Source organism: Streptomyces shenzhenensis, from assembly GCF_003688995.1.
GTDB lineage: Bacteria > Actinomycetota > Actinomycetes > Streptomycetales > Streptomycetaceae > Streptomyces > Streptomyces shenzhenensis_A.
Genome location: NZ_PENI01000004.1, coordinates 328,146 through 346,789 on the forward strand (window position 1 = coordinate 328,146; position 18,644 = coordinate 346,789).

Annotated in this window: 14 protein-coding genes and 1 tRNA gene; 12 read left to right on the plus strand and 3 right to left on the minus strand. The window is 72.2% G+C overall.

Annotated features, from left to right (window positions below; all coding sequences use genetic code 11):
- The first annotated feature begins 71 nt into the window (after positions 1-71).
- The 6 genes from CTZ28_RS09110 to CTZ28_RS09135 all read left to right on the plus strand — a co-directional run bounded on the left by CTZ28_RS09110 (position 72) and on the right by CTZ28_RS09135 (position 4,680).
- Positions 72-1,715: a hypothetical protein gene (locus tag CTZ28_RS09110; protein WP_220795314.1), complete on the plus strand. Its 1,644-nt coding sequence runs from the start codon at positions 72-74 to the stop codon at positions 1,713-1,715.
- A complete protein-coding gene (locus tag CTZ28_RS09115) occupies positions 1,712-2,155 on the plus strand; it encodes a FixH family protein (protein WP_147481123.1) in 444 nt (147 codons plus the stop codon). The genes CTZ28_RS09110 and CTZ28_RS09115 overlap by 4 nt, the downstream gene beginning before the upstream one ends.
- Positions 2,156-2,214: 59 nt before the next feature.
- On the plus strand, positions 2,215-3,378 hold the full coding sequence (locus tag CTZ28_RS09120; protein ID WP_147481124.1) for a hypothetical protein: 1,164 nt from the start codon (positions 2,215-2,217) through the stop codon (positions 3,376-3,378).
- 48 nt (positions 3,379-3,426) lie between these two features.
- Positions 3,427-3,978 (plus strand): hypothetical protein, encoded by a 552-nt coding sequence (locus CTZ28_RS09125; protein ID WP_220795315.1) that lies wholly within the window; start codon positions 3,427-3,429, stop codon positions 3,976-3,978.
- Positions 3,979-4,269: 291 nt separating this feature from the next.
- Positions 4,270-4,443 (plus strand): hypothetical protein, encoded by a 174-nt coding sequence (locus CTZ28_RS09130; RefSeq protein WP_121888756.1) that lies wholly within the window; start codon positions 4,270-4,272, stop codon positions 4,441-4,443.
- A 3-nt stretch (positions 4,444-4,446) separates the two neighbouring features.
- The gene (locus CTZ28_RS09135; protein WP_121888757.1) at positions 4,447-4,680 is read left to right on the plus strand and encodes a hypothetical protein; all 234 of its coding nucleotides are present in this window, start codon (positions 4,447-4,449) and stop codon (positions 4,678-4,680) included.
- On the opposite strand, the gene CTZ28_RS09140 is transcribed toward CTZ28_RS09135, so the two are convergent.
- Entirely contained in the window at positions 4,659-5,867 is a 1,209-nt protein-coding gene (locus tag CTZ28_RS09140) for a glycosyltransferase 87 family protein (RefSeq protein ID WP_398655605.1), read from the minus strand. The two genes, CTZ28_RS09135 and CTZ28_RS09140, sit on opposite strands and share 22 nt — an antisense overlap.
- 144 nt (positions 5,868-6,011) lie before the next feature.
- Here CTZ28_RS09140 and CTZ28_RS09145 point away from each other — a divergent pair.
- Positions 6,012-6,084, plus strand: a tRNA-Ala gene (locus tag CTZ28_RS09145).
- Positions 6,085-6,238: 154 nt separating this feature from the next.
- Here the strand turns inward: CTZ28_RS09145 and CTZ28_RS09150 are convergent.
- Both CTZ28_RS09150 and CTZ28_RS09155 read right to left on the minus strand, forming a co-directional pair.
- On the minus strand, positions 6,239-7,849 hold the full coding sequence (locus CTZ28_RS09150) for an NADH-quinone oxidoreductase subunit NuoF family protein (RefSeq protein WP_121888759.1): 1,611 nt from the start codon (positions 7,847-7,849) through the stop codon (positions 6,239-6,241).
- Positions 7,846-9,144, minus strand: coding sequence for a ferric reductase-like transmembrane domain-containing protein (locus tag CTZ28_RS09155; RefSeq protein ID WP_183154314.1), 1,299 nt, complete (start codon positions 9,142-9,144; stop codon positions 7,846-7,848). Before CTZ28_RS09155 ends, CTZ28_RS09150 begins: the two co-directional genes overlap by 4 nt.
- 393 nt (positions 9,145-9,537) lie before the next feature.
- On the opposite strand from CTZ28_RS09155, the gene leuS reads away from it, so the two are divergent.
- The 5 genes from leuS to CTZ28_RS09185 all read left to right on the plus strand — a co-directional run bounded on the left by leuS (position 9,538) and on the right by CTZ28_RS09185 (position 18,580).
- Complete coding sequence (gene leuS, locus CTZ28_RS09165) at positions 9,538-12,420, plus strand: leucine--tRNA ligase (protein ID WP_121888761.1); 2,883 nt, start codon at positions 9,538-9,540, stop codon at positions 12,418-12,420.
- Between the two features lie 132 nt (positions 12,421-12,552).
- Positions 12,553-13,326 carry a hypothetical protein gene (locus CTZ28_RS09170; RefSeq protein ID WP_183154315.1) on the plus strand — a complete coding sequence of 258 codons (774 nt, stop codon included), beginning with the start codon at positions 12,553-12,555 and terminating at the stop codon, positions 13,324-13,326.
- 72 nt (positions 13,327-13,398) lie between these two features.
- Positions 13,399-14,244 carry a DegV family protein gene (locus CTZ28_RS09175; RefSeq protein ID WP_121888763.1) on the plus strand — a complete coding sequence of 282 codons (846 nt, stop codon included), beginning with the start codon at positions 13,399-13,401 and terminating at the stop codon, positions 14,242-14,244.
- Positions 14,245-14,435: 191 nt separating this feature from the next.
- Complete coding sequence (locus CTZ28_RS09180) at positions 14,436-15,707, plus strand: ComEA family DNA-binding protein (protein ID WP_121888764.1); 1,272 nt, start codon at positions 14,436-14,438, stop codon at positions 15,705-15,707.
- Between the two features lie 260 nt (positions 15,708-15,967).
- Positions 15,968-18,580 (plus strand): ComEC/Rec2 family competence protein, encoded by a 2,613-nt coding sequence (locus tag CTZ28_RS09185; RefSeq protein ID WP_121888883.1) that lies wholly within the window; start codon positions 15,968-15,970, stop codon positions 18,578-18,580.
- Positions 18,581-18,644: the final 64 nt, after the last annotated feature.

Below are 18,644 nucleotides of genomic sequence, written 5' to 3' on the forward strand. Positions count from 1 at the left end.
TCTGCCGCGTGAACGAGAACGCACCCCCCACATCTGTTCGCAGCGGATCCACCGGTCCGTATCGCCTCGGCATGTCACGCGCCGTACGTGTCGTCGTGACGGTCGTGCTCTGTGCCCTGGGCCTGTCGGCCGCTGAGGGATCCCCCGCATGGGCGGATTCCACGGCCGGCGGCGACCTACAGGTGGCGCAGACGCTCGGGGGCCGCGACCTGACCTTCACGCTGCGGCGCGTCACCGGGCTGCCCGGCCCCCTGCATGTGGACGTCCTCACCCATCGGGGCACGGCTGCGGGGACCCTGCGCCTCGGCGCTGTCCCGACGGGCGTCTCCGCGGACCGGGCGGACGGCGCCTCGGTGGGGACCGTCACGAGCAGCGCCTCCGTCGAGCTGGGCGGTACCCCGGGGTCCTACGGCGCCGCCCTGGAGATCGATCGGGCGGGGCCCTGGGAGCTGGTCGTCGACGATGGGTCCCGTACCGCACGGATCCCTTTCGTGGTGCCGGGCCAGGTGACATCGCCGCCGGAGCGAGTGGTGTTCGGCGGATTCGTCTCGGCCGGTGTGCTCATCCTGGTGACGCTGTTCGTCGCGGTCCGGGCCCGGCGCGGAGGGTGGGTGCTGGTGCCGGCCGGCGGCGTCGTGGCCGCGCTGGCAACGGCCGTCACCGCCGCGCTGCTGTCCGCGTCCCTGCCCGCGCCACCCGAACCGGGCAGAGAGGTGGACGCCACGCAGGACAACGTCACCGATCCCTACGCGGTCGTCCGGCCGGTGACCAGCGACTCATCACGGCCGCCCGCCTCGCTGACACTCCGTCCGTACACGGCCGGGGCGACGGAACCGGGCACGCTCCGGCTGAGCGTGCACGACGGCTCCACCGGCCTCCCCGCGGACGATCTCATCGTCCACGACAGCGCCCTCATGCACCTGTTGGTGATCGGGCCGACCGGTGAGCTCTGGCACCTGCATCCCATCCGCACCGCGCCCGGCACCTACGAGGTGCAGATGCGGCTGCCCGTGGCCGGCCATTACGCCGTGTCCGCCGAGTTCGCCCGCCGCGGCGGCGGTGTCCAGCAAATACGGTCGGCAACGGGCCTGACGGTCACCGGCGCCGACCGGCACGGCACCGTCTCGGCGCTGCCTGCCGCGCTCGCCCCGCAGGAGCCGGGAACGCGGGTGATCGACGGTGTATCGGTGCGGCTGTCGGCGTCGTCACTCAGAGCGGGTACGGCGAGCACCCTGACCGCACGCGTCGGTGACACGCCGACGCTCCAGCCCTGGCTCGGCATGGTCGGTCACATGATCGTCGTCGGCCCGCTCGGCAGGGCGGCCGCGACCAGCCCGACGCGTATGGGAGGAGCCGCCCAGGACGCACCCGTATGGGCACACGCGCACTCCATGGGCGGTGAGATGGGCACGTCGGCACACGACATGAGCTCGGAGCACGACATGGGTGGTATGCCGGGCCATCAGATGACGGGCGCCGAGGGGGGAACGAAGGACGGGGACGCCTCGGCTTCGGGCTCGATGAGCGGGCTGATGCCCCTCAACGGCGACAGCCCCGCGGATGAGACAGTCGCCGCCTACGGGCCGGACGTCGCCTTCGTGTACACCTTCCCCTCCGCCGGCTACTACCGCGTCTGGATACAGGCGGAGCGCGACAGCGCGGTCCTGACCGCCCCTTATCTCCTGCACGTGTCGCCGGCTGGAGGAGCAGAGTGAGCGCCCCTTCTGCCTCCCGCTTCTCCATGGCGAGCTTTCTGTACGCGGGGGCCGCGGCACTGCTGGCGGTGTGCCTCGTCCTGGCGGGTGTGGCGTTCCTTCCCTCCTGGACGGACGAGGCGGTCTCACTGACCGGGGGCAATGCCACCGACGAAGTGACACTGACCGTGCAGCGGCCCCGCACCGGCGCCACGGACGTCAGCATCCGTCTCACCCCGCGCCGAGGGGAGCGGAACGGGCGTCCTTCCACGGTCACGTTGCAGGCCGTCCTGCCCACCGCAGGACACGCGACACCGGCGGCAACGGCGCACCCTCAGGGCTCAGGCGCCTATTCCACGGCCGTCCATCTGATGATGCCGGGCCGCTGGACCTTCCACGTCAGCGTCGACCACGGCACCCGGAACGACCAGTTCGACTTCCCGGTCGTCATCTCCGGCTGACCGACCGATCACGCAGCGCCGGCAAGCGCTCCGGTGCACCCCTTGAGAAAGGCATCTATGTGAGTACAGCATTGCCCGGCACCGGTCTGGGAGCACCCGGGCTGGTCCAGTCGTCCTCCGCTGTCAGACTGTCCCAGAGCGGACGGACCGGCGCCGTCGCGGCCCATCTCGTCCTCGCCGGAACCCTGACGTCGCTGTTCGGCATCAGCTGGGACATCCAGTGGCACATCGACGTCGGCCCGGACACGTTCTTCACGCTCTCCCATCTCCTGCTGTACTCCGGCAGTGCCGTCGCCGGCGTCACCAGCCTGGTCATGGTCCTGATCGCGACCGCGGCCCAGCGCGCCGGCCGGCCCACGGACCGCCTCGCCGGCGGCACACCCGTACGCGTCTTCGGCGGCATCTTCCGCGCCCCGTTGGGCTACCTGATCGCCGGTACGGGGGCCGCCCTGTTCCTTCTGTTCGGGCTCCTGGACCTGTGGTGGCATTCGCTGTACGGCTTCGACGCGGTGCTGGACTCGCCGCCCCACATCGGCCTGTTCGTCGCGATCTCCATCACGATGGTGGGGAGCGTCATCGTCTTCGCCGCGGTACGTGACACCCGGTGGGGCCGAGCGGGCCTGATCCTCAGCATTCCCGTGCTGATCACCTTCACCCCCATCACGACGAACGCGTTCAGCGCCCTGCCGCTACCCGTCGACCCCCAACTCGTCGGGAACATCCTCTTCTCCACCCTCTTGTTGATCATGGGGACGTTCACGCTCGGCCGACCGGGCACGGCGCTGGCGATCGCTGCCGCACTCGGCGTCATGCAAGCCGCCCTGTGGTGGTTCTCCCCGTGGGCGGCCCGTGTCTACGCCGAGGCCAGCGGCCTGCCGCTGCGTGACAACCTCGCCGACGAACCGCCCGACCTGCCCGCCCAGATCCCGATGTTCATGCTCCTTGCCGCACTGGTCATCACAGCCCTGCTGTGGCTGAGCAGAAGGCAGGGCTGGTCGGGTCGCATCGCGCCGCAGATCATGGGCGCCGGAGGCGGCGCCGCGGTCGGCCTGTCCCTGCCTGTCCAAAGCGCCCTGCTCGACGGTTCGAGCCCGGACCCGGCCGACCTGCTGACGATGACGATCACCGGTCTGGTCACCGGGGTCCTCGCGGGCTACCTCGCCGCGCGACTCGCGGTCCTGCTGCGCGAGAACTCCACCGCACCGCTCACGAAGGGCCGATGACCCATGCGTTCCTCACCTTCACGGCTTCTCGCCGCCGGATTCCGGAGCGTGCGAGGCCACGCGCGTCGGCTGGTGCTCGGTGTGGCCGCCGCACTCGCGCTGGTGGCCATGTCGACCGTTCCCGCCGCTGCGTACGCCCCGGTCGGCATCGTGCACACCGAGCGGGTCGAGGCAGGGCCGTACACGGTCACCGTCGGCTTCTCCGAGTGGCCCCTGCGGGCCATGCAGTCGCTGGACTTCACCTTCGTCCCGGACGGCGGCATCGCGCGAAAGTCCGGCGTCCTCGCCATCGACGGGCCGGGCCTCGACGCAGAGGACCGCAAGGCCCCGCTGGCCAGGCACCCCCGCAAGCTCGATGTCTGGGGACTGGACGTCAAGGCACTCCCGGAGGCCGGCCGATACGACTTCACCTTCGACATCGACGGCCACGCCGGCCACGGCCGCGGCACCCTGCGTGACGTCCCCGTGCTCGAACAGCCGGGCCCGCCCCTGGCCCTCAGCTGGACCGTGTGCGCCATTCCGCCCGCCGGGATGTTCGCCTACCTGGCCGTCGGCTGGCGACGCAACAAGCCCGCCGGAAAGGTGGCCGCACTCGTCTGATCTGCCACGAACCCCTCCCAGGTCCGCCGCCCTCAGGGACGGCGGACCTGTTGTTCCTCCTCCCGTATCTGCCGAGACGGGGTTCCGTTCTTGAACCGGCTTGAGTCACCCGGGGTCCCGCGGGCGTATATCTCTACGGAGGCGCGTTCGGCGTGCGTACGGGCGTCGGCCGGAACGGCCGCGGTGGCTGCCGTGTCCGGACTGGTACTGAGGCGTCGCTGACCGTATTGGTCCGGCCGTGGCAGAATCAAACGGCCGGAAGGGGGCGCGGCCCTACGGGAGGGAGTAGCGATGCCTGCGAGCATCCTTGAGGAGGTCGGCCACCTCCTCGACGCGGCGTTGACACGGGACACGGTCACCCGGCTCAGCTGCCCTTCCCGCAGTTCCGCGCAGGTGGCCCAAGTCCCGGGCGACAACGGCGGAATCCCCTACGTGTGCACGGCCTGCGGCCACAGCTGGAGCTGATCGATGGGTGCACACCGGCGGAAGTGCGACTGGTGCGGGAGCGGCACGCCGATCGTCCGCGACATGGAGCCGATCAACCCCGAATACCAGTACTGGTGCGAGGACTGCGCGCGGGCGCTGATCATAAAGGGCGACCCGATCGAGACGTACCGCGAACTGGAGGGCGAGCCGATCTACGGCCGCCTTCTGGAGGAGCACTGCACCCTCAAGCGGTTCTATTCGTTCGTCACGGCCTGACCGCCGCCCGCCGGGCCGCGGCAACGCTGTCCGGCGAGCGCGAGGAAGAGCAGACCGGCACCTCCGTAGAGGGCCGACAGCGTCAACTCCGCGCCGCCCTGGTGCAGTTCGGGCCGCGCGTCACCGTGCGGCACCCACCACAGCGCGTACGAGCAGAACACCGCGAGCGTGCCCGCGGCCACCGCCCGGTGGCCGTGCGTCCACAGCAGCAGCACCACGGGCACGCACCACACCCAGTGGTGCGACCACGACACCGGGCTGATCAGCAGCGCCGTCACCGCGCAGGCGGCCACCGCCCAGGAGCGCCGGCCCCGCAACTCCGTGGTGACCGCCACCCACAACCCGGCAACGGCCGTCAGGGCCGCCAGGAGCGCCCAGCAGACGCCCGGTTCCGCAGTGTGCAGCAGCCGGGCCAGAACGCCGCGCAGGGCCTGGTTGGCGGTGTCCTCGGCATGGCCCGCCCGGTTCGCGCGGAACGCCATGCCGGACCAGAAGCGCCACGAGTCGTACGGCAGGACGGCCGCCGCCAGCAGGGTCGCCGCGGCGAAGGCGACGGCCGCCCCGCGCGCGTGCCGCAGCCACGGCTCTCCGTCGCCGCCCCTGAGGCGGGCCGCGAGGCCGGTGGCGACCAGGAAGACCACGAACAGCGCGGGCGTCAGCTTGACCGCGGCGGCCAGCCCGAGGCCGGCGCCCGCCCATCGGTCCCGGACGCCCGGCCGGCAGCGGTCGAGATCCCTCAGCACCAGAACCGCGAGCAGCAGATTGACCTGCCCGTAGCGCAGCGTCGTCCAGACCGGTTCGCACCACACGGCCGCCGCCGCGATCCAGCAGACGCTCTCCACGCGCGTGTGCCCGACGAGTCGCAGCGACAGCCGTACGAACACCACCAGGAGGACGAGGTTGCCCAGCGTCGCCAGGGTGCGCAGGAGCGCGGTCTGCGCAAGGGTCAGCGGTGTGAACAGCAGGGCCGCGAACGGCGGGTAGGTGGTGGGCAGCCGGGCCTCGGTCGCGCGCAGGGCGTACAGATCGCCGCCCGCGCGGACGGCCGCTCCCTCGGCCCGGTACACCATCAGGTCGATCATCGACACGTGCGCGGCCCGTTGCGCGGTCCAGAACGCGACGAAGGACACCAGGCACGCCCCCAGGGCGACCGGCACACGAAGGCGGGTTCCGTAGGGCGCGTTCAGGGTCACGAAGGCCGACACTAGCCCCGATATCGGGGCAGAAAGGAAACGATTTGGTGCTGCACCCTGTCGACCGTGTAATGTTGGCGTCGCCGCCGGGGGAACCGGGCGACACGGTCGGGATGCGGCTCAGCCGCAGGACCTCAAGGGGCTATAGCTCAGTTGGTAGAGCGCCTGCATGGCATGCAGGAGGTCAGGAGTTCAATTCTCCTTAGCTCCACAGGAACAGAAGGCGGATCATCCGAACGGATGGTCCGCCTTCGGCGTGTACGACGCCCGTTTTCCTGCGGCGCTCGTACCCGTGCGATGCGCGTTCTCGCGCGACGGCGGGTCACCCCGGTCCGGGGTGACCCGCCGTCCGTGTGCTCAGGTGCTCAGCGGCCGAGGGCGCGGCGTCCGCGGCCCTGGGAGACGACCGGAAGGTTGCGGGCCGGCGCCTGGGAGCGGGTGTCCTCCTCGATGCGCAGCGCCAGCGCGGGGCAGCGGCGCACCGCGCGCAGCGCCTTCGCCTCCGCGTACTGGGGCACCTTCGCCTGCGCGACGGTCGGGAATCCGTCGGCGCCCAGCTGGAAGACCTCCGGGAGGATGTCCGCGCACAGCCCGTGGCCCCGGCACAGCGTCCAGTCGACGAAGATCTTCTGGCGGCTGGAACCGCTCTCCTCGGCCTCCGCGCCGCCCGGGATGCCCGTCGGCGCCCTGCCCCCCTCGAAGAGCGGCAGAACGCCCTCCACGGGCCGCCCGCAGCCGTTTCCGAGGACGTGCGCGGCGAGGTCGTCCGTGAACGCCTTGACGGTCGACTCCAGGAACATCGCCGAGCCGTCCGGGTGCGAGCACGCGCCGCGCCGCTTCACGTTCTTCGCGACCTGCTTGAGCGCCTCCAGGGCGGCCGGTCCGCCGCCGTTGAGGATGTCCTCCATGCCGCGCGCGGCGGCGGGCAGACCGAGGTAGCAGGGACCGCACTGTCCCGCGCTCTCCTCGGCCAGCCACTGCGCCACCCGCAGCGACTCGCCCAGCGGGCAGGTCTCCTGGCTGATCGGCAGGATCGCGCCCGCGCCCAGCGAACCGCCCACCGCGTCCAGGGAGTTGCGGGAGACGATCGCCTCGTTGACGGTGGCCGCGTCGATCCACTTGCCGTGGTAGCCGCCGGTCAGTACGCCCTGCGGCACCGGTGGGGCGCCCGCCAGCTGCAGGACGTAGCGCAGCGGCACGCCCGTGGGGACCTCGATCACCATCGGGCGGGCGACCGCGCCGGACACGGTCAGCATGACGGTGCCCGGCTCGTCGTACAGGCCGGTGTTGCCGTAGCGCTCGGGTCCGATGCGGGCGCCGATCGCCAGCTGGGCGAACGTCTCGGCGTTCGACAGCAGGGTGGGTGCGCCGCCGACGCCGGTCTGCGAGGCGCTGATCTTGCGGCCGGGCGGGATCGCCGGGCCGCCGTCGATGGAGCGGATCAGCGACGCGGCGGCGCCGGTGACCATGCGGACCGGGTTGCGCTGCACGCTCACGCGCAGCGCCGAACGCCGGCTGTTGCTGAGGCCGCGCTCGGCGAGGGCGGCCTCCATGGAGCGTTGCGTGGACTCACGGGTGACGCCCACCACGAGTGTGCGGGCGCCCAGTGCCTCGGCGCACAGCAGCGCCCCGTCCAGGATCAGGTGCGGGGCCCGGTTGATGAGCACGGTGTCCTTGCGGCAGGCCGGTTCGTCCTCGCTTCCGTTGACGACGACGACCGGCCGGACGCCGCGCTTGATCGCCGATTCGGCGACCGAGCGCAGCTTCTTGTGGAAGGGGAAGCCCGCGCCGCCGCGGCCCTTCAGGTTGATGCCTTCGGCGAGCTGTGCGAGCTGCTCGCCGCCCATGGGTTCGAGCGGCCCGTGCACCTTCAGATGCATGGGCAGATCGAGCCGTTCGACAAGGTCGAAGCCCGACGTGAGCTGGGGAAGGCCGACCACGCGGACTTCTGGGACGTCGGGCAGGGCCTCGTTCACCTGTAGCCTCCGGAAGGCGTGTTCCAAGGTTCGCCCGAACCCGGCGTGTCGAACGACGCGCCGGGCGATGGTTCAGTGGCGGGACCGCTGTTGTACGTGTCATTGCGGTTGTACGTGTCGTAGCGGGTGTTCGTCTCACCGGTGTCGTACACGTCACTGCCGCCGTAGCCGCCGGCGCCCGGATTGCCGTAGACCGGGATGTTGTATCCGGTGTCCTGGAGCGGGTCGTACGCCGACGGGGGCGCCTCGCCGACCGGCGGCGGGGACGGGATCGGCCAGCTGCCCGAGGTACTCGAAGGAGCGTCCATGCGCGGCATCGCCTCCGTGGGCTGCACATCCAGCGGCAGGTCCATGCGCGCGGTCTGGTCGGCCGCGAAGGGCTGCTGGGGCTGCTGGGGCGTCGAGACGGCCCGGTAGGCCGCCGCGAAGCCGGGTCCGTCCGGGCCAGCGGGAGCGGCCGGGGCCTCGTACGGGGGCGCCGGGGCGCGTCGTGCGGAGGCGGCGGCGTCGGCGTACGGGGCCTGCTTCTCGTAGCCCGGCAGCGCGGCGCCGCCCTCGTTCAGGCGGGTCCGGCTCGCCTCCAGGTCGTCGCGGCCCGCGCCCCGCTCCTCGTTGCCCAGGATCCCGACGATCCGGTCGGCGACCTTGCGCTTGAAGGGGCGCGGTGCCGCGCGCAGCGCGAGGGCAGCCAGCACCCCGGCCAGGCACAGCTCGTACGACACCATGAAGAACGTCTTCGCCGGGCGGCCCGCGAACAGGCCGTGGATCAGGGCCGCGCACAGGGCGGGGTAGGCCAGCATGTGCATGGCACGCCAGCGGGCCGCCACCGGTGCCGGGGACGCGAACTGGTTGCGGAGCGCGCCGGTGATGCCCACGAAGATCATGAGCAGGGCGGCCAGGGAGCCGAGACCGATGAGCCCGCCGCTGCCGGAGACACCGAGGCTGAAGGGGATCACCGCGGCGATCAGGACCGTGTGGTCCAGCGCCAGCTTGATCGTGATGTGCACCAGGAGGAAGGCGATCGACCCGACGGCGGTCACGCGGTGGATGCCCTGGGCGATGATCCGCTGACGTGTGTTGAGGATCAGCCGGTCCTGGGCGACGAGGCCCCAGATCACCGAGCAGGTCAGGCAGACGAGGGACAGGACGCCGGCACCGAAGTTGAGGAACTCCTGGAGCCAGTTGCCTCCGAGCAGCACGACCACGGGTATCAGGAGCAGGACGACGGCGGACGCCACCCCATAGGCCGACCGGCCCGGTTTGGGGAGCGAGCTGTTACTACGACGAGGGTTCATGGGGGGTAACTCCGAGCAGTCCGGGTGAGCGGTCCCGCTGCCGCACTCTAAGCGGCGTCATACCGATCAGTACGAGGTTTGAGTTATTGCGTTGTTATCAAAGGACAATGGGACTGTTGTAATGTCCGTTAGTGGGTGTTACGCGAAGTAATGTGTGAGCGTCATCGACGAGTGCGTGCCGGGTCACCCAGGCATACGGAAGCGCGTCGCAGCTTGCTCAAGGGCTGCGGTACCCTGGCGCCATGCGTGCCGTACGCCTTCTGCTTAGCGGGCCGCGCTGATCAGTCCCGGCCACCGGTGAGTCCTGTGGTCGGCATCGGCGCGGCGTCCCCTCCTGTGCGAGGGGATTTTTCGTTTCCGCAGGCAGAGACGACCGATGGAGCTTTGAGGATCATGAGCGAGACGAACCCCGTTGTCGCTGCCGCCGCGTCGGCAGAGGCAGCGCCGAACCGCTACACGGCCGCCATGGCCGCCGAGATCGAGGCACGCTGGCAGGACTTCTGGGACGCCGAGGGCACGTACGCCGCGCCGAACCCGAAGGGTGACCTGGCCGGCGACCCCGCGACCGTCGCCAGGCCCAAGAAGTTCATCATGGACATGTTCCCGTACCCCTCCGGTGCGGGTCTGCACGTCGGCCACCCCCTGGGCTACATCGCCACCGATGTGTTCGCCCGGTTCCAGCGAATGACCGGCCACAACGTCCTGCACACCCTGGGCTTCGACGCCTTCGGCCTGCCCGCCGAGCAGTACGCCGTGCAGACCGGCACGCACCCGCGCGTGTCCACCGAGGCCAACATCGAGAACATGAAGTCCCAGCTGCGCCGGCTGGGCCTGGGCCACGACAAGCGCCGGTCGTTCGCCACGATCGACCCGGACTACTACAAGTGGACCCAGTGGATCTTCCTGCAGATCTTCAACTCCTGGTACGACGACGAGGCGGACAAGGCCCGCCCGATCTCCCAGCTGATCGCCCAGTTCGAGTCCGGTGAGCGCACCGTACCGGGGCACACGCGTGCGTGGCACGAGCTGACCGCCACCGAGCGCGCCGACGTGCTGAGCGGCTTCCGGCTGGCCTACGCCTCCGACGCGCCCGTCAACTGGTGCCCCGGCCTGGGCACCGTGCTGGCCAACGAGGAGGTCACCGCCGACGGCCGCTCCGAGCGCGGCAACTTCCCGGTCTTCAAGGCCAAGCTGCGCCAGTGGAACATGCGGATCACCGCGTACGCCGACCGGCTGCTGACGGACCTGGCGGAGCTGGACTGGCCCGAGGCCATCAAGCTGCAGCAGCGCAACTGGATCGGCCGCTCCGAGGGCGCCCGCGTCGACTTCCCGATCGACGGCGAGCACATCACGGTCTTCACCACACGCCCCGACACCCTGTTCGGCGCGACCTACATGGTGCTGGCGCCCGAACACCCGCTGGTCGAGAAGTTCACCCCGGCCACCTGGCCGGAGGGCACCCACAAGGTGTGGACCGGCGGCCACGCGACCCCCGCCGAGGCCGTCGCCGCCTACCGCGCGCAGGCCGCCTCGAAGTCGGACGTCGAGCGGCAGGCCGAGGCCAAGGACAAGACCGGCGTCTTCACCGGCGCGTTCGCGACCAACCCGGTCAACGGCGACAGGGTCCCCGTCTTCATCGCCGACTACGTCCTGATGGGCTACGGCACCGGCGCGATCATGGCCGTACCGGCGGGCGACCAGCGCGACTTCGAGTTCGCGCGGGCCTTCGAGCTGCCGATCACCTGCATCGTCGAGCCGACCGACGGCCGCGGCACCGACACCTCGACCTGGGAGGACGCGTTCGCGTCGTACGACGCGAAGATCGTCAACTCCTCGAACGACGAGATCTCCCTGGACGGCCTGCCCGTCGTCGAGGCCAAGGCGCGCATCACCGAGTGGCTGGCGCGCAGGGGCATCGGCGAGGGCACCGTCAACTTCCGCCTGCGCGACTGGCTGTTCAGCCGCCAGCGCTACTGGGGCGAGCCCTTCCCGATCGTCTACGACGAGGACGGCATCGCCCACGCGCTGCCCGAGTCGATGCTGCCCCTGGAGCTGCCCGAGGTCGAGGACTACTCGCCGCGCACCTTCGACCCGGACGACGCCGACACCAAGCCCGAGACGCCGCTGTCGCGGAACGAGGACTGGGTCAACGTCACCCTGGACCTGGGCGACGGGCCGAAGAAGTACCGCCGCGAGACCAACACCATGCCCAACTGGGCCGGCTCCTGCTGGTACGAGCTGCGCTACCTGGACCCGCACAACGACCGGCAGCTGGTCGACCCCGAGATCGAGCGGTACTGGATGGGCCCGCGCGACGGCATGCCGCACGGCGGCGTCGACCTGTACGTCGGCGGCGCCGAGCACGCCGTGCTGCACCTGCTGTACGCCCGCTTCTGGTCCAAGGTCCTGTACGACCTGGGGCATGTGTCGTCGGCCGAGCCGTTCCACAAGCTGTTCAACCAGGGCATGATCCAGGCCTACGTCTACCGGGACAGCCGGGGCATCGCGGTGCCCGCCGCCGAGGTGGAGGAGCGCGACGGCGCCTACTCCTACCAGGGCGAGAAGGTCACCCGCCTGCTGGGCAAGATGGGCAAGTCCCTGAAGAACGCGGTGACCCCCGACGAGATCTGCGCCGAGTACGGCGCCGACACGCTGCGTCTGTACGAGATGGCGATGGGCCCCCTGGACGTGTCCCGGCCGTGGGACACGCGCGCGGTGGTCGGCCAGTTCCGGCTGCTGCAGCGGCTGTGGCGCAACATCGTCGACGAGACCACCGGCGAGGTCACCGTCTCCGCCGCCGAGCCCGACGAGGAGACGCTGCGCGCCCTGCACAAGGCGATCGACGGCGTGCGCCAGGACCTGGAGGGCATGCGTTTCAACACCGCCATCGCCAAGGTCACGGAGCTGAACAACCACCTGACCAAGGCGGGCGGAGTGGTCCCGCGCGGCATCGCCGAGCCGCTGGTGCTGATGGTCGCCCCGCTGGCCCCGCACATCGCCGAGGAGCTGTGGCACCGGCTGGGCCACAGCGGCTCCGTCGTCCACCGGGACTTCCCGGTCGCCGACCCCGCCTACGTCGTCGACGAGACCGTGACCTGCGTCGTTCAGATCAAGGGCAAGGTCAAGGCCCGCCTGGAGGTCCCGCCGGCCATCTCCGAGGAGGAACTGGAGAAGGTGGCGCTGGCCGACGAGAAGGTCGTCGCCGCGCTGGACGGCGCCGGCATCCGCAAGGTGATCGTGCGGGCGCCGAAGCTGGTGAACATCGTCCCCGCGTAGCCGCGGTGGTCACCGCCTCCGGGGAGTCCCCTACGGGCAGGTTCGGGGTTTTTCCGGAACTCCGGGCCTGCCCGCTGCGTTTACCGTGGAGGAGCGGGGCGGATCGCGCCGTGCGGCCGGAGGAGGAGCGTCGTGGAAACAGTGATCACAGTGTTCGCCGTGCTCTTCCTGCTCTTCGTCATCCTGGGCGGGTACGTCACGATCAAGGTGATCGGCGCGGCCAAGCGAGGCGTCGACCGCACGGTCACACAGGCCCGCCGCACGGTCGAGGACCACACGCTGCGCGCCAAGTCCTTCGCCCAGCTGGGCCCGGCCAGCGAGATCGCCAAGCTCCGGCTCGACCTGCGCACCTCGATGCGGGCCACGCGTGACGCGCTGCACGCGGGCGTGGTGGAGGACGCGTCGCTGAAGGAGTCGCTCGGCCTCTTCGAGCGGCTGAGCGCACACGGCCGGGAACTGGACGGCGAACTCAGGCGCCTGGAGTCCGAGCCGGACCGGGCCGCACTCGCCGCGCACCTGCCCGAACTGCGCAGGCGCACCGAGCGGATCACCCAGTCCGCGGACGCCCTGCGCTGGGCCGCCCGGGACCGCGCCCACCGCTTCACCGACGACGACCTGGACGCGCTGAGCGCACAGATCGACGTCGAGACCGGCGCGTTGCGGCACTGGCAGCGCGCCGAACCGGACGCTGCCGCCGCACCGTCGCCCCCGGGCCGGCAGCCCGGATCCGCGGCGCCCTCCTGGCCCGACGCCTCCGCGGCCGAGGGTGCGAACGGCCCGCAGACCTGGCCTCGGCCCGCGCGATCCGAACCGGAGGCGGAACCGAACCGGCCCGCCATCACCCCGCCGGGCCCGCGTCCGACCCACCCCTGGCAGAAGCGGCCCCGGCCCGAGAGCACCACCTGATCCACCGGTTCCGCCCCAGGTGAGAGGGGGTCGGGCTGCAGTGCGGGCGATACGGCAGGTAACCTCCAGCTCATGTCCCGCCATGTCGCGATCGTCACCGATTCAACGGCCTACCTGCCGCCCCGGACGATGGATCGGCACGGCATCACCGCGGTACCGCTGACCGTGGTCCTCGGCGACCAGGCGCTCGAAGAGGGTACCGAGATCTCGACCCGCTCCCTGGCCCAGGCACTGCAGAAGCGGCGGCCCGTCACCACGTCCCGGCCCAGCCCGGCGATGTTCGCGGAAACCTACCGCACGGTCGCCGAGTCCGGTGCCACCGGCATCGTCTCGCTGCATCTCTCCGCCGAGTTGTCGGGTACGTACGACGCCGCGGTCGCCGCGGCGCGCGAGGCGCCCGTGCCGGTGCGGGTGGTGGACACCGGGATGGTCGCGATGGCCCTCGGCTTCTGCGCGCTCGCCGCGGCCGAGGCGGCGGAGGCGGGCGGCACCGTGGACGAGGCGGTCACGGCGGCCGAGAAACGGGTCGCGGGCACCTCCGCCTACTTCTACGTCGACACGCTCGACTATCTGCGCCGCGGCGGCCGTATCGGAGCCGCGCAGGCCCTGTTGGGCTCCGCCCTCGCCGTGAAGCCGCTGCTGCAACTGGAGAGCGGCCGCATCGAGCTGCTGGAGAAGGTGCGTACGGCGTCGAAGGCGATCGCCCGCCTTGAGGAGATCGCCGCCGACCGTGCGGGCGGCGCGGAGGTCGACATCGCCGTCCATCATCTTGCCGCCCCCGACCGGGCGTCGGCCCTCGCCGAGCGGCTGCGGGCGCGGGTGCCGGGGCTGGCCGATCTGCATGTGAGCGAGGTCGGGGCGGTGATCGGCGCGCACACCGGGCCCGGGCTGCTGGGCGCCGTCGTCTCGCCGAGGTGACGCCTGTGCCGTGCTGTGTCATGCCGTGCTGTGTCATGCCGTGCTGTGTCATGCCATGCCATCCCACGCCGCGCCATGCCATGACGGGTCGTGAGACTCGTGTGGGTGACGGGGTTTTCCACAACCGGCCGGTAATCCCCGGGAATTGAGCAAGATCATCGCGAGGCGGCGGAATGTCCGATCCTCGTCGCATGCCACTTCGATCACGCTCACGCATCGCGACCCCGACCAGCGGCCCGGGCCGCGGACCCGCGTCCGACGGCCGCACCCGACACCGCCGCCCGGCCACCCGCCGCCCACCACGCCACCGCCATGCACCGGCGGAGGAACTGCGCCGCCGCGCGGAACTCCTCTTCGGCGAGCACGTCGAGGATCCCGGGGAACGGGACCGACGCCGGGCGTCCGGCGAACGCCAGGCGTTGAACGAATGCCGGAAGTCCATCGAACGCCAGGATCCAGGGCGACGCCGGGAGTCGGGCCACGGCCCGCCGGGCGCGCCGCCTCGTGCGCATACGGCGCCGGCGGAGGCGACGGCGGTGGGGCAAGCGGAGGCGACGGCGGCGGTGACCGGTGGGGCGCCCGCGCTGCGTCCCGCGTGGACGGCAGCCGTGGTCGCGTCGCCGGACCCGGACACCGCGGGTGGGGAGGACACCCTCCGGGCGGAGGCCAGGGACGGGTCCGCCGCGCCGGGCTGGCGGGAGCGCGCCGGGACCGCCCTGCGGGAGCGCATGCCGCTGTGGCTGCAGGCCAGGTGCGGACTGGAGCGACGGGGGGTGATCGCGCTCGCGGTGCTGCTCGTGGTGGTCGCGGTGTTCGCCGTGCAGCACTTCTGGGCCGGCCGTACCCAGTCGGTGCGGGCGCCACAAGTGGTGCGGGCGGAGGCACCGTTCGCGGTGGACGAGAAGGAGGAGGAGGGCGGGGCGGGTGAGGACGACGAGAAGGCGGGACACGGCGGTGGGATCGGGGCGGGCGGCTCGACAGGGGTCGCCGCTCCGGGGACGGCGGGCGCGGAGATCGTGGTCGACGTCAGCGGCAAGGTCCGCAAGCCCGGAATCCATCGACTGCCCGCGGGTTCGCGGGTCGTCGACGCGCTGAGCGCGGCGGGCGGAGTGCGTCCGGGCACCGACACCGACGGCCTCAACCGGGCCCGCTTCCTCGTGGACGGCGAGCAGGTCGTGGTCGGCGATCCCGCCGGGGTGACCGGACCCGGAGCCGGTGGGGCGTCCGGGGCCGGCCCGGCGGGCGCCATGGCGGGGGTGGGCGGACCCGCGGCCCCGGTCTCGCTGAACACGGCCACCGTGGATCAGCTCGACACGCTGCCCGGCGTGGGCCCCGTGCTGGCCCAGCACATCGTCGACTACCGCACCCGGCACGGCGGCTTCCGCTCGGTCGACGAACTCCGCCAGGTCAAGGGGATCGGCGACCGCCGCTTCGCCGACCTGCGGAACCTGGTCCAGCCATGACCCGCGAGCCCACCGCGCCCGAGCCCACCGCACCCGAGCGGACCGTGCCCGAGCGGACTGTGCCCGAGCCCATCGCGCCCGAGTCCACCGTGTCCGAGCCGGCTGTGCCCGATCCCTCCGCGCCCGAGCCGGCTGTGCCCGATCCCACCGCGCCCGAGTCCACCGGGTCCGAGTTGACCCCGCCCGAGCCCACCGTGCCTGAGGGCACGGGCAGTCCGCCCGGCGCCTCCCCGCCCGCGGGCCAGGCCGACCGCCCCGCCGTGCACGCCGCTTCCGGACGGCGGCTCGGTGCCGCGCACCCCCGTCAGGAGGGGCCGGCGGACCTGCGTCTGGTGCCGCCCGCGCTGGCGGCCTGGGGGACGGCGGCGGTGACGCTGGACGCGCCACCGCCATGGACCGTGGGTGTCGCGGCCGGGGCGCTGATCGTGGCGGTCCTGCTGCTCCTGACCAGCGGGGCTCGGGCCGGCCCACGCCGTGCCGGCCGCCGGACGAAGTGCCCGCCCACGGGATTCCGGCGGATGGCCCGCGCGCCCGCGTGGTTGACCTGGCCGCGCGCCTCGGTCGCCGCCGTACTGCTGTGCGTCGCCGCGGCGGCCATGTCCGCCGGGCTGCACGGGGCGGACACGCGCCGCGGACCGGTGCCCGAACTGGCCCGCCGGTACGCGACGGTGACCGTGGAGGTCCGGCTCGACTCCGACCCCTGGCTCAGCAGATCCCGGGTACGGGGCGGGCATGCGGCCCCGGCGGCCGTGCTGGCCCACGCCGAGGTACGGCGCGTGGAGCGGGCCGACGGAACAGCGGTGACGACGCGGGCGCCGGTACTGATGATCGTCGACGCTGACGTCCCGGCACCGGTCGGGGCGGACATCCCCGCACCGGTTTCGCCGGATGCCCCGGCACCGTCAGGAACCGCCGACTTTGGCTCGCGGAGTGCGCGTTCGGCCTGGCTGGGCCTGCTGCCCTCCACCCGGCTGCGAGTGAGTGCGCGGCTGGCCCCCGTGCTGACGGGCGGCGACGGGCTGGCCGCCGTGCTGCGCGTGACAGAGGAGGACGTGCCCGAGGTGGTCGGCGAACCGAACGGGCCGCAGCGGCTGGCCGGCCGGCTGCGGGCCGGACTGCGCGCGGCGACCGACGGACTGCCCGACGACCCGCGGGCGTTGCTGCCCGGACTGGTCGTCGGGGACACCTCACGCGTCACCCCGGAACTGGACGAGGCTTTCAAGGAGACGGATCTGACGCACACGCTGGCGGTCTCCGGCAGCAACCTCACCATCCTGCTCGTCCTGCTCGTCGGACCGCCCGGCCTGGCCGCGCACGTCGAACGCCGCGGACTCGCCCCGCGCCTCGGACTGTCGCTGCGGGCCACGGCGCTGCTCGCGGGGGCGCTCACGCTCGGCTTCGTCGTGGTGTGCCGACCCGATCCGAGCGTGCTGCGTGCGGCGGCCTGCGGAGCCGTGGCGCTGCTCGCCCTGGCCACCGGCCGCCGCCGGTCCCTGATCCCGGCGCTGGCGACGGCCGTACTGCTGCTGGTGCTCTACGACCCGTGGCTGGCCCGCAGCTACGGATTCCTGCTCTCGGTGCTGGCCACCGGCGCGCTGCTGGTGCTCGCTCCGGGATGGAGCGCGGCGCTGTGTCGGCGCGGGGTGCCGTGGCGGGCGGCGGAGGCGTTGGCCGCGGCCGCCGCCGCGCAGGCCGTGTGCGCGCCGGTCGTCGCCGTGCTGTCGGCGCGGGTGAGTCTGGTGGCGGTGCCGTGCAACCTGCTCGCGGAGATCGCGATCGCCCCGGCCACGGTACTGGGGTTCGCGGCGCTGGCCACCGCGCCGCTGGCGATGCCCGTGGCGAAGGCGCTGGCCTGGTGCGCGAGTTGGCCGGCCGACTGGATCGCGCGGGTCGCCAGGACCGGGGCCGCGCTGCCCGGCGGAGGGATGGACTGGCCGGGCAGTTGGACGGGCGCGTTGCTGCTGGCCGCGGCCACGGTGGCCGTCGTCCTCGTCGGGCGGCGGCTGGCGCGGCACCCGTGGTGGTGCGGCCTGTGCGCGCTGCTGCTCCTGCTGCTGGTGGTGCGGCCGGCGCCGCTGACCCGGGTGATCACCGGCTGGCCGCCGCCCGGCTGGCGGTACGCGATGTGCGACGTGGGGCAGGGGGACGCGACGGTGCTCGCGGCGGGGGAGGGCAGCGCGGTGGTCGTGGACGCGGGCCCCGATCCAAGACTCGTCGACCGCTGTCTGCGGGACCTCGGCATCACCCGGATCCCGCTCCTCGTGCTCACCCACTTCCATGCCGACCACGTCGCGGGTCTGCCCGGTGTGCTGCGCGGGCGCTCGGTGGCCGCGATCGAGACGACGGGCTACGAAGAACCCGCGGAGCAGGCCGAGTTCGTGAGGAGGGAGGCGGCCCGGCGGCAGATCCCGGTGACTCGTGCCGTGGCCGGGGAACAGCGACGCACCGGCCCGCTCGCCTGGCAGGTGCTGTGGCCGCCCCCGGGACCGGAGCCGGACGGCCCCAACGACGCGAGCGTCACACTGCTCGTGCGGTCGGCCGGGCTGCGGCTGCTGCTGCTCGGCGATCTGGAACCGACGGCCCAGCAGGCGCTGTTGAGATCTCCGGCGGGGGCCGGACTGGCCGGCGTGGACGTGCTCAAAGTCGCCCATCACGGCTCGGCGTACCAAGACCCGGAGCTGATACGCGTCGTGTCCCCGCGGGTGGCGCTCGTCTCGTGCGGTGCAGACAACCCGTACGGTCACCCGGCGCCCGGGACCTTGGCGGCGCTGCGGGCGGTGGGGGCGATGGTGCTGCGCACGGACCGGGACGGTTCCCTCGCGGTCACCGGACCGGACGGCGCACGCGGCGGACTGCGGGTGGCGCGCGGCTGAGGTGCCGCCAGGCGCGCAGGACGGCCGGACTCCGGTGGTCAGGGCGCTGTCGAGCCGTAGCGGA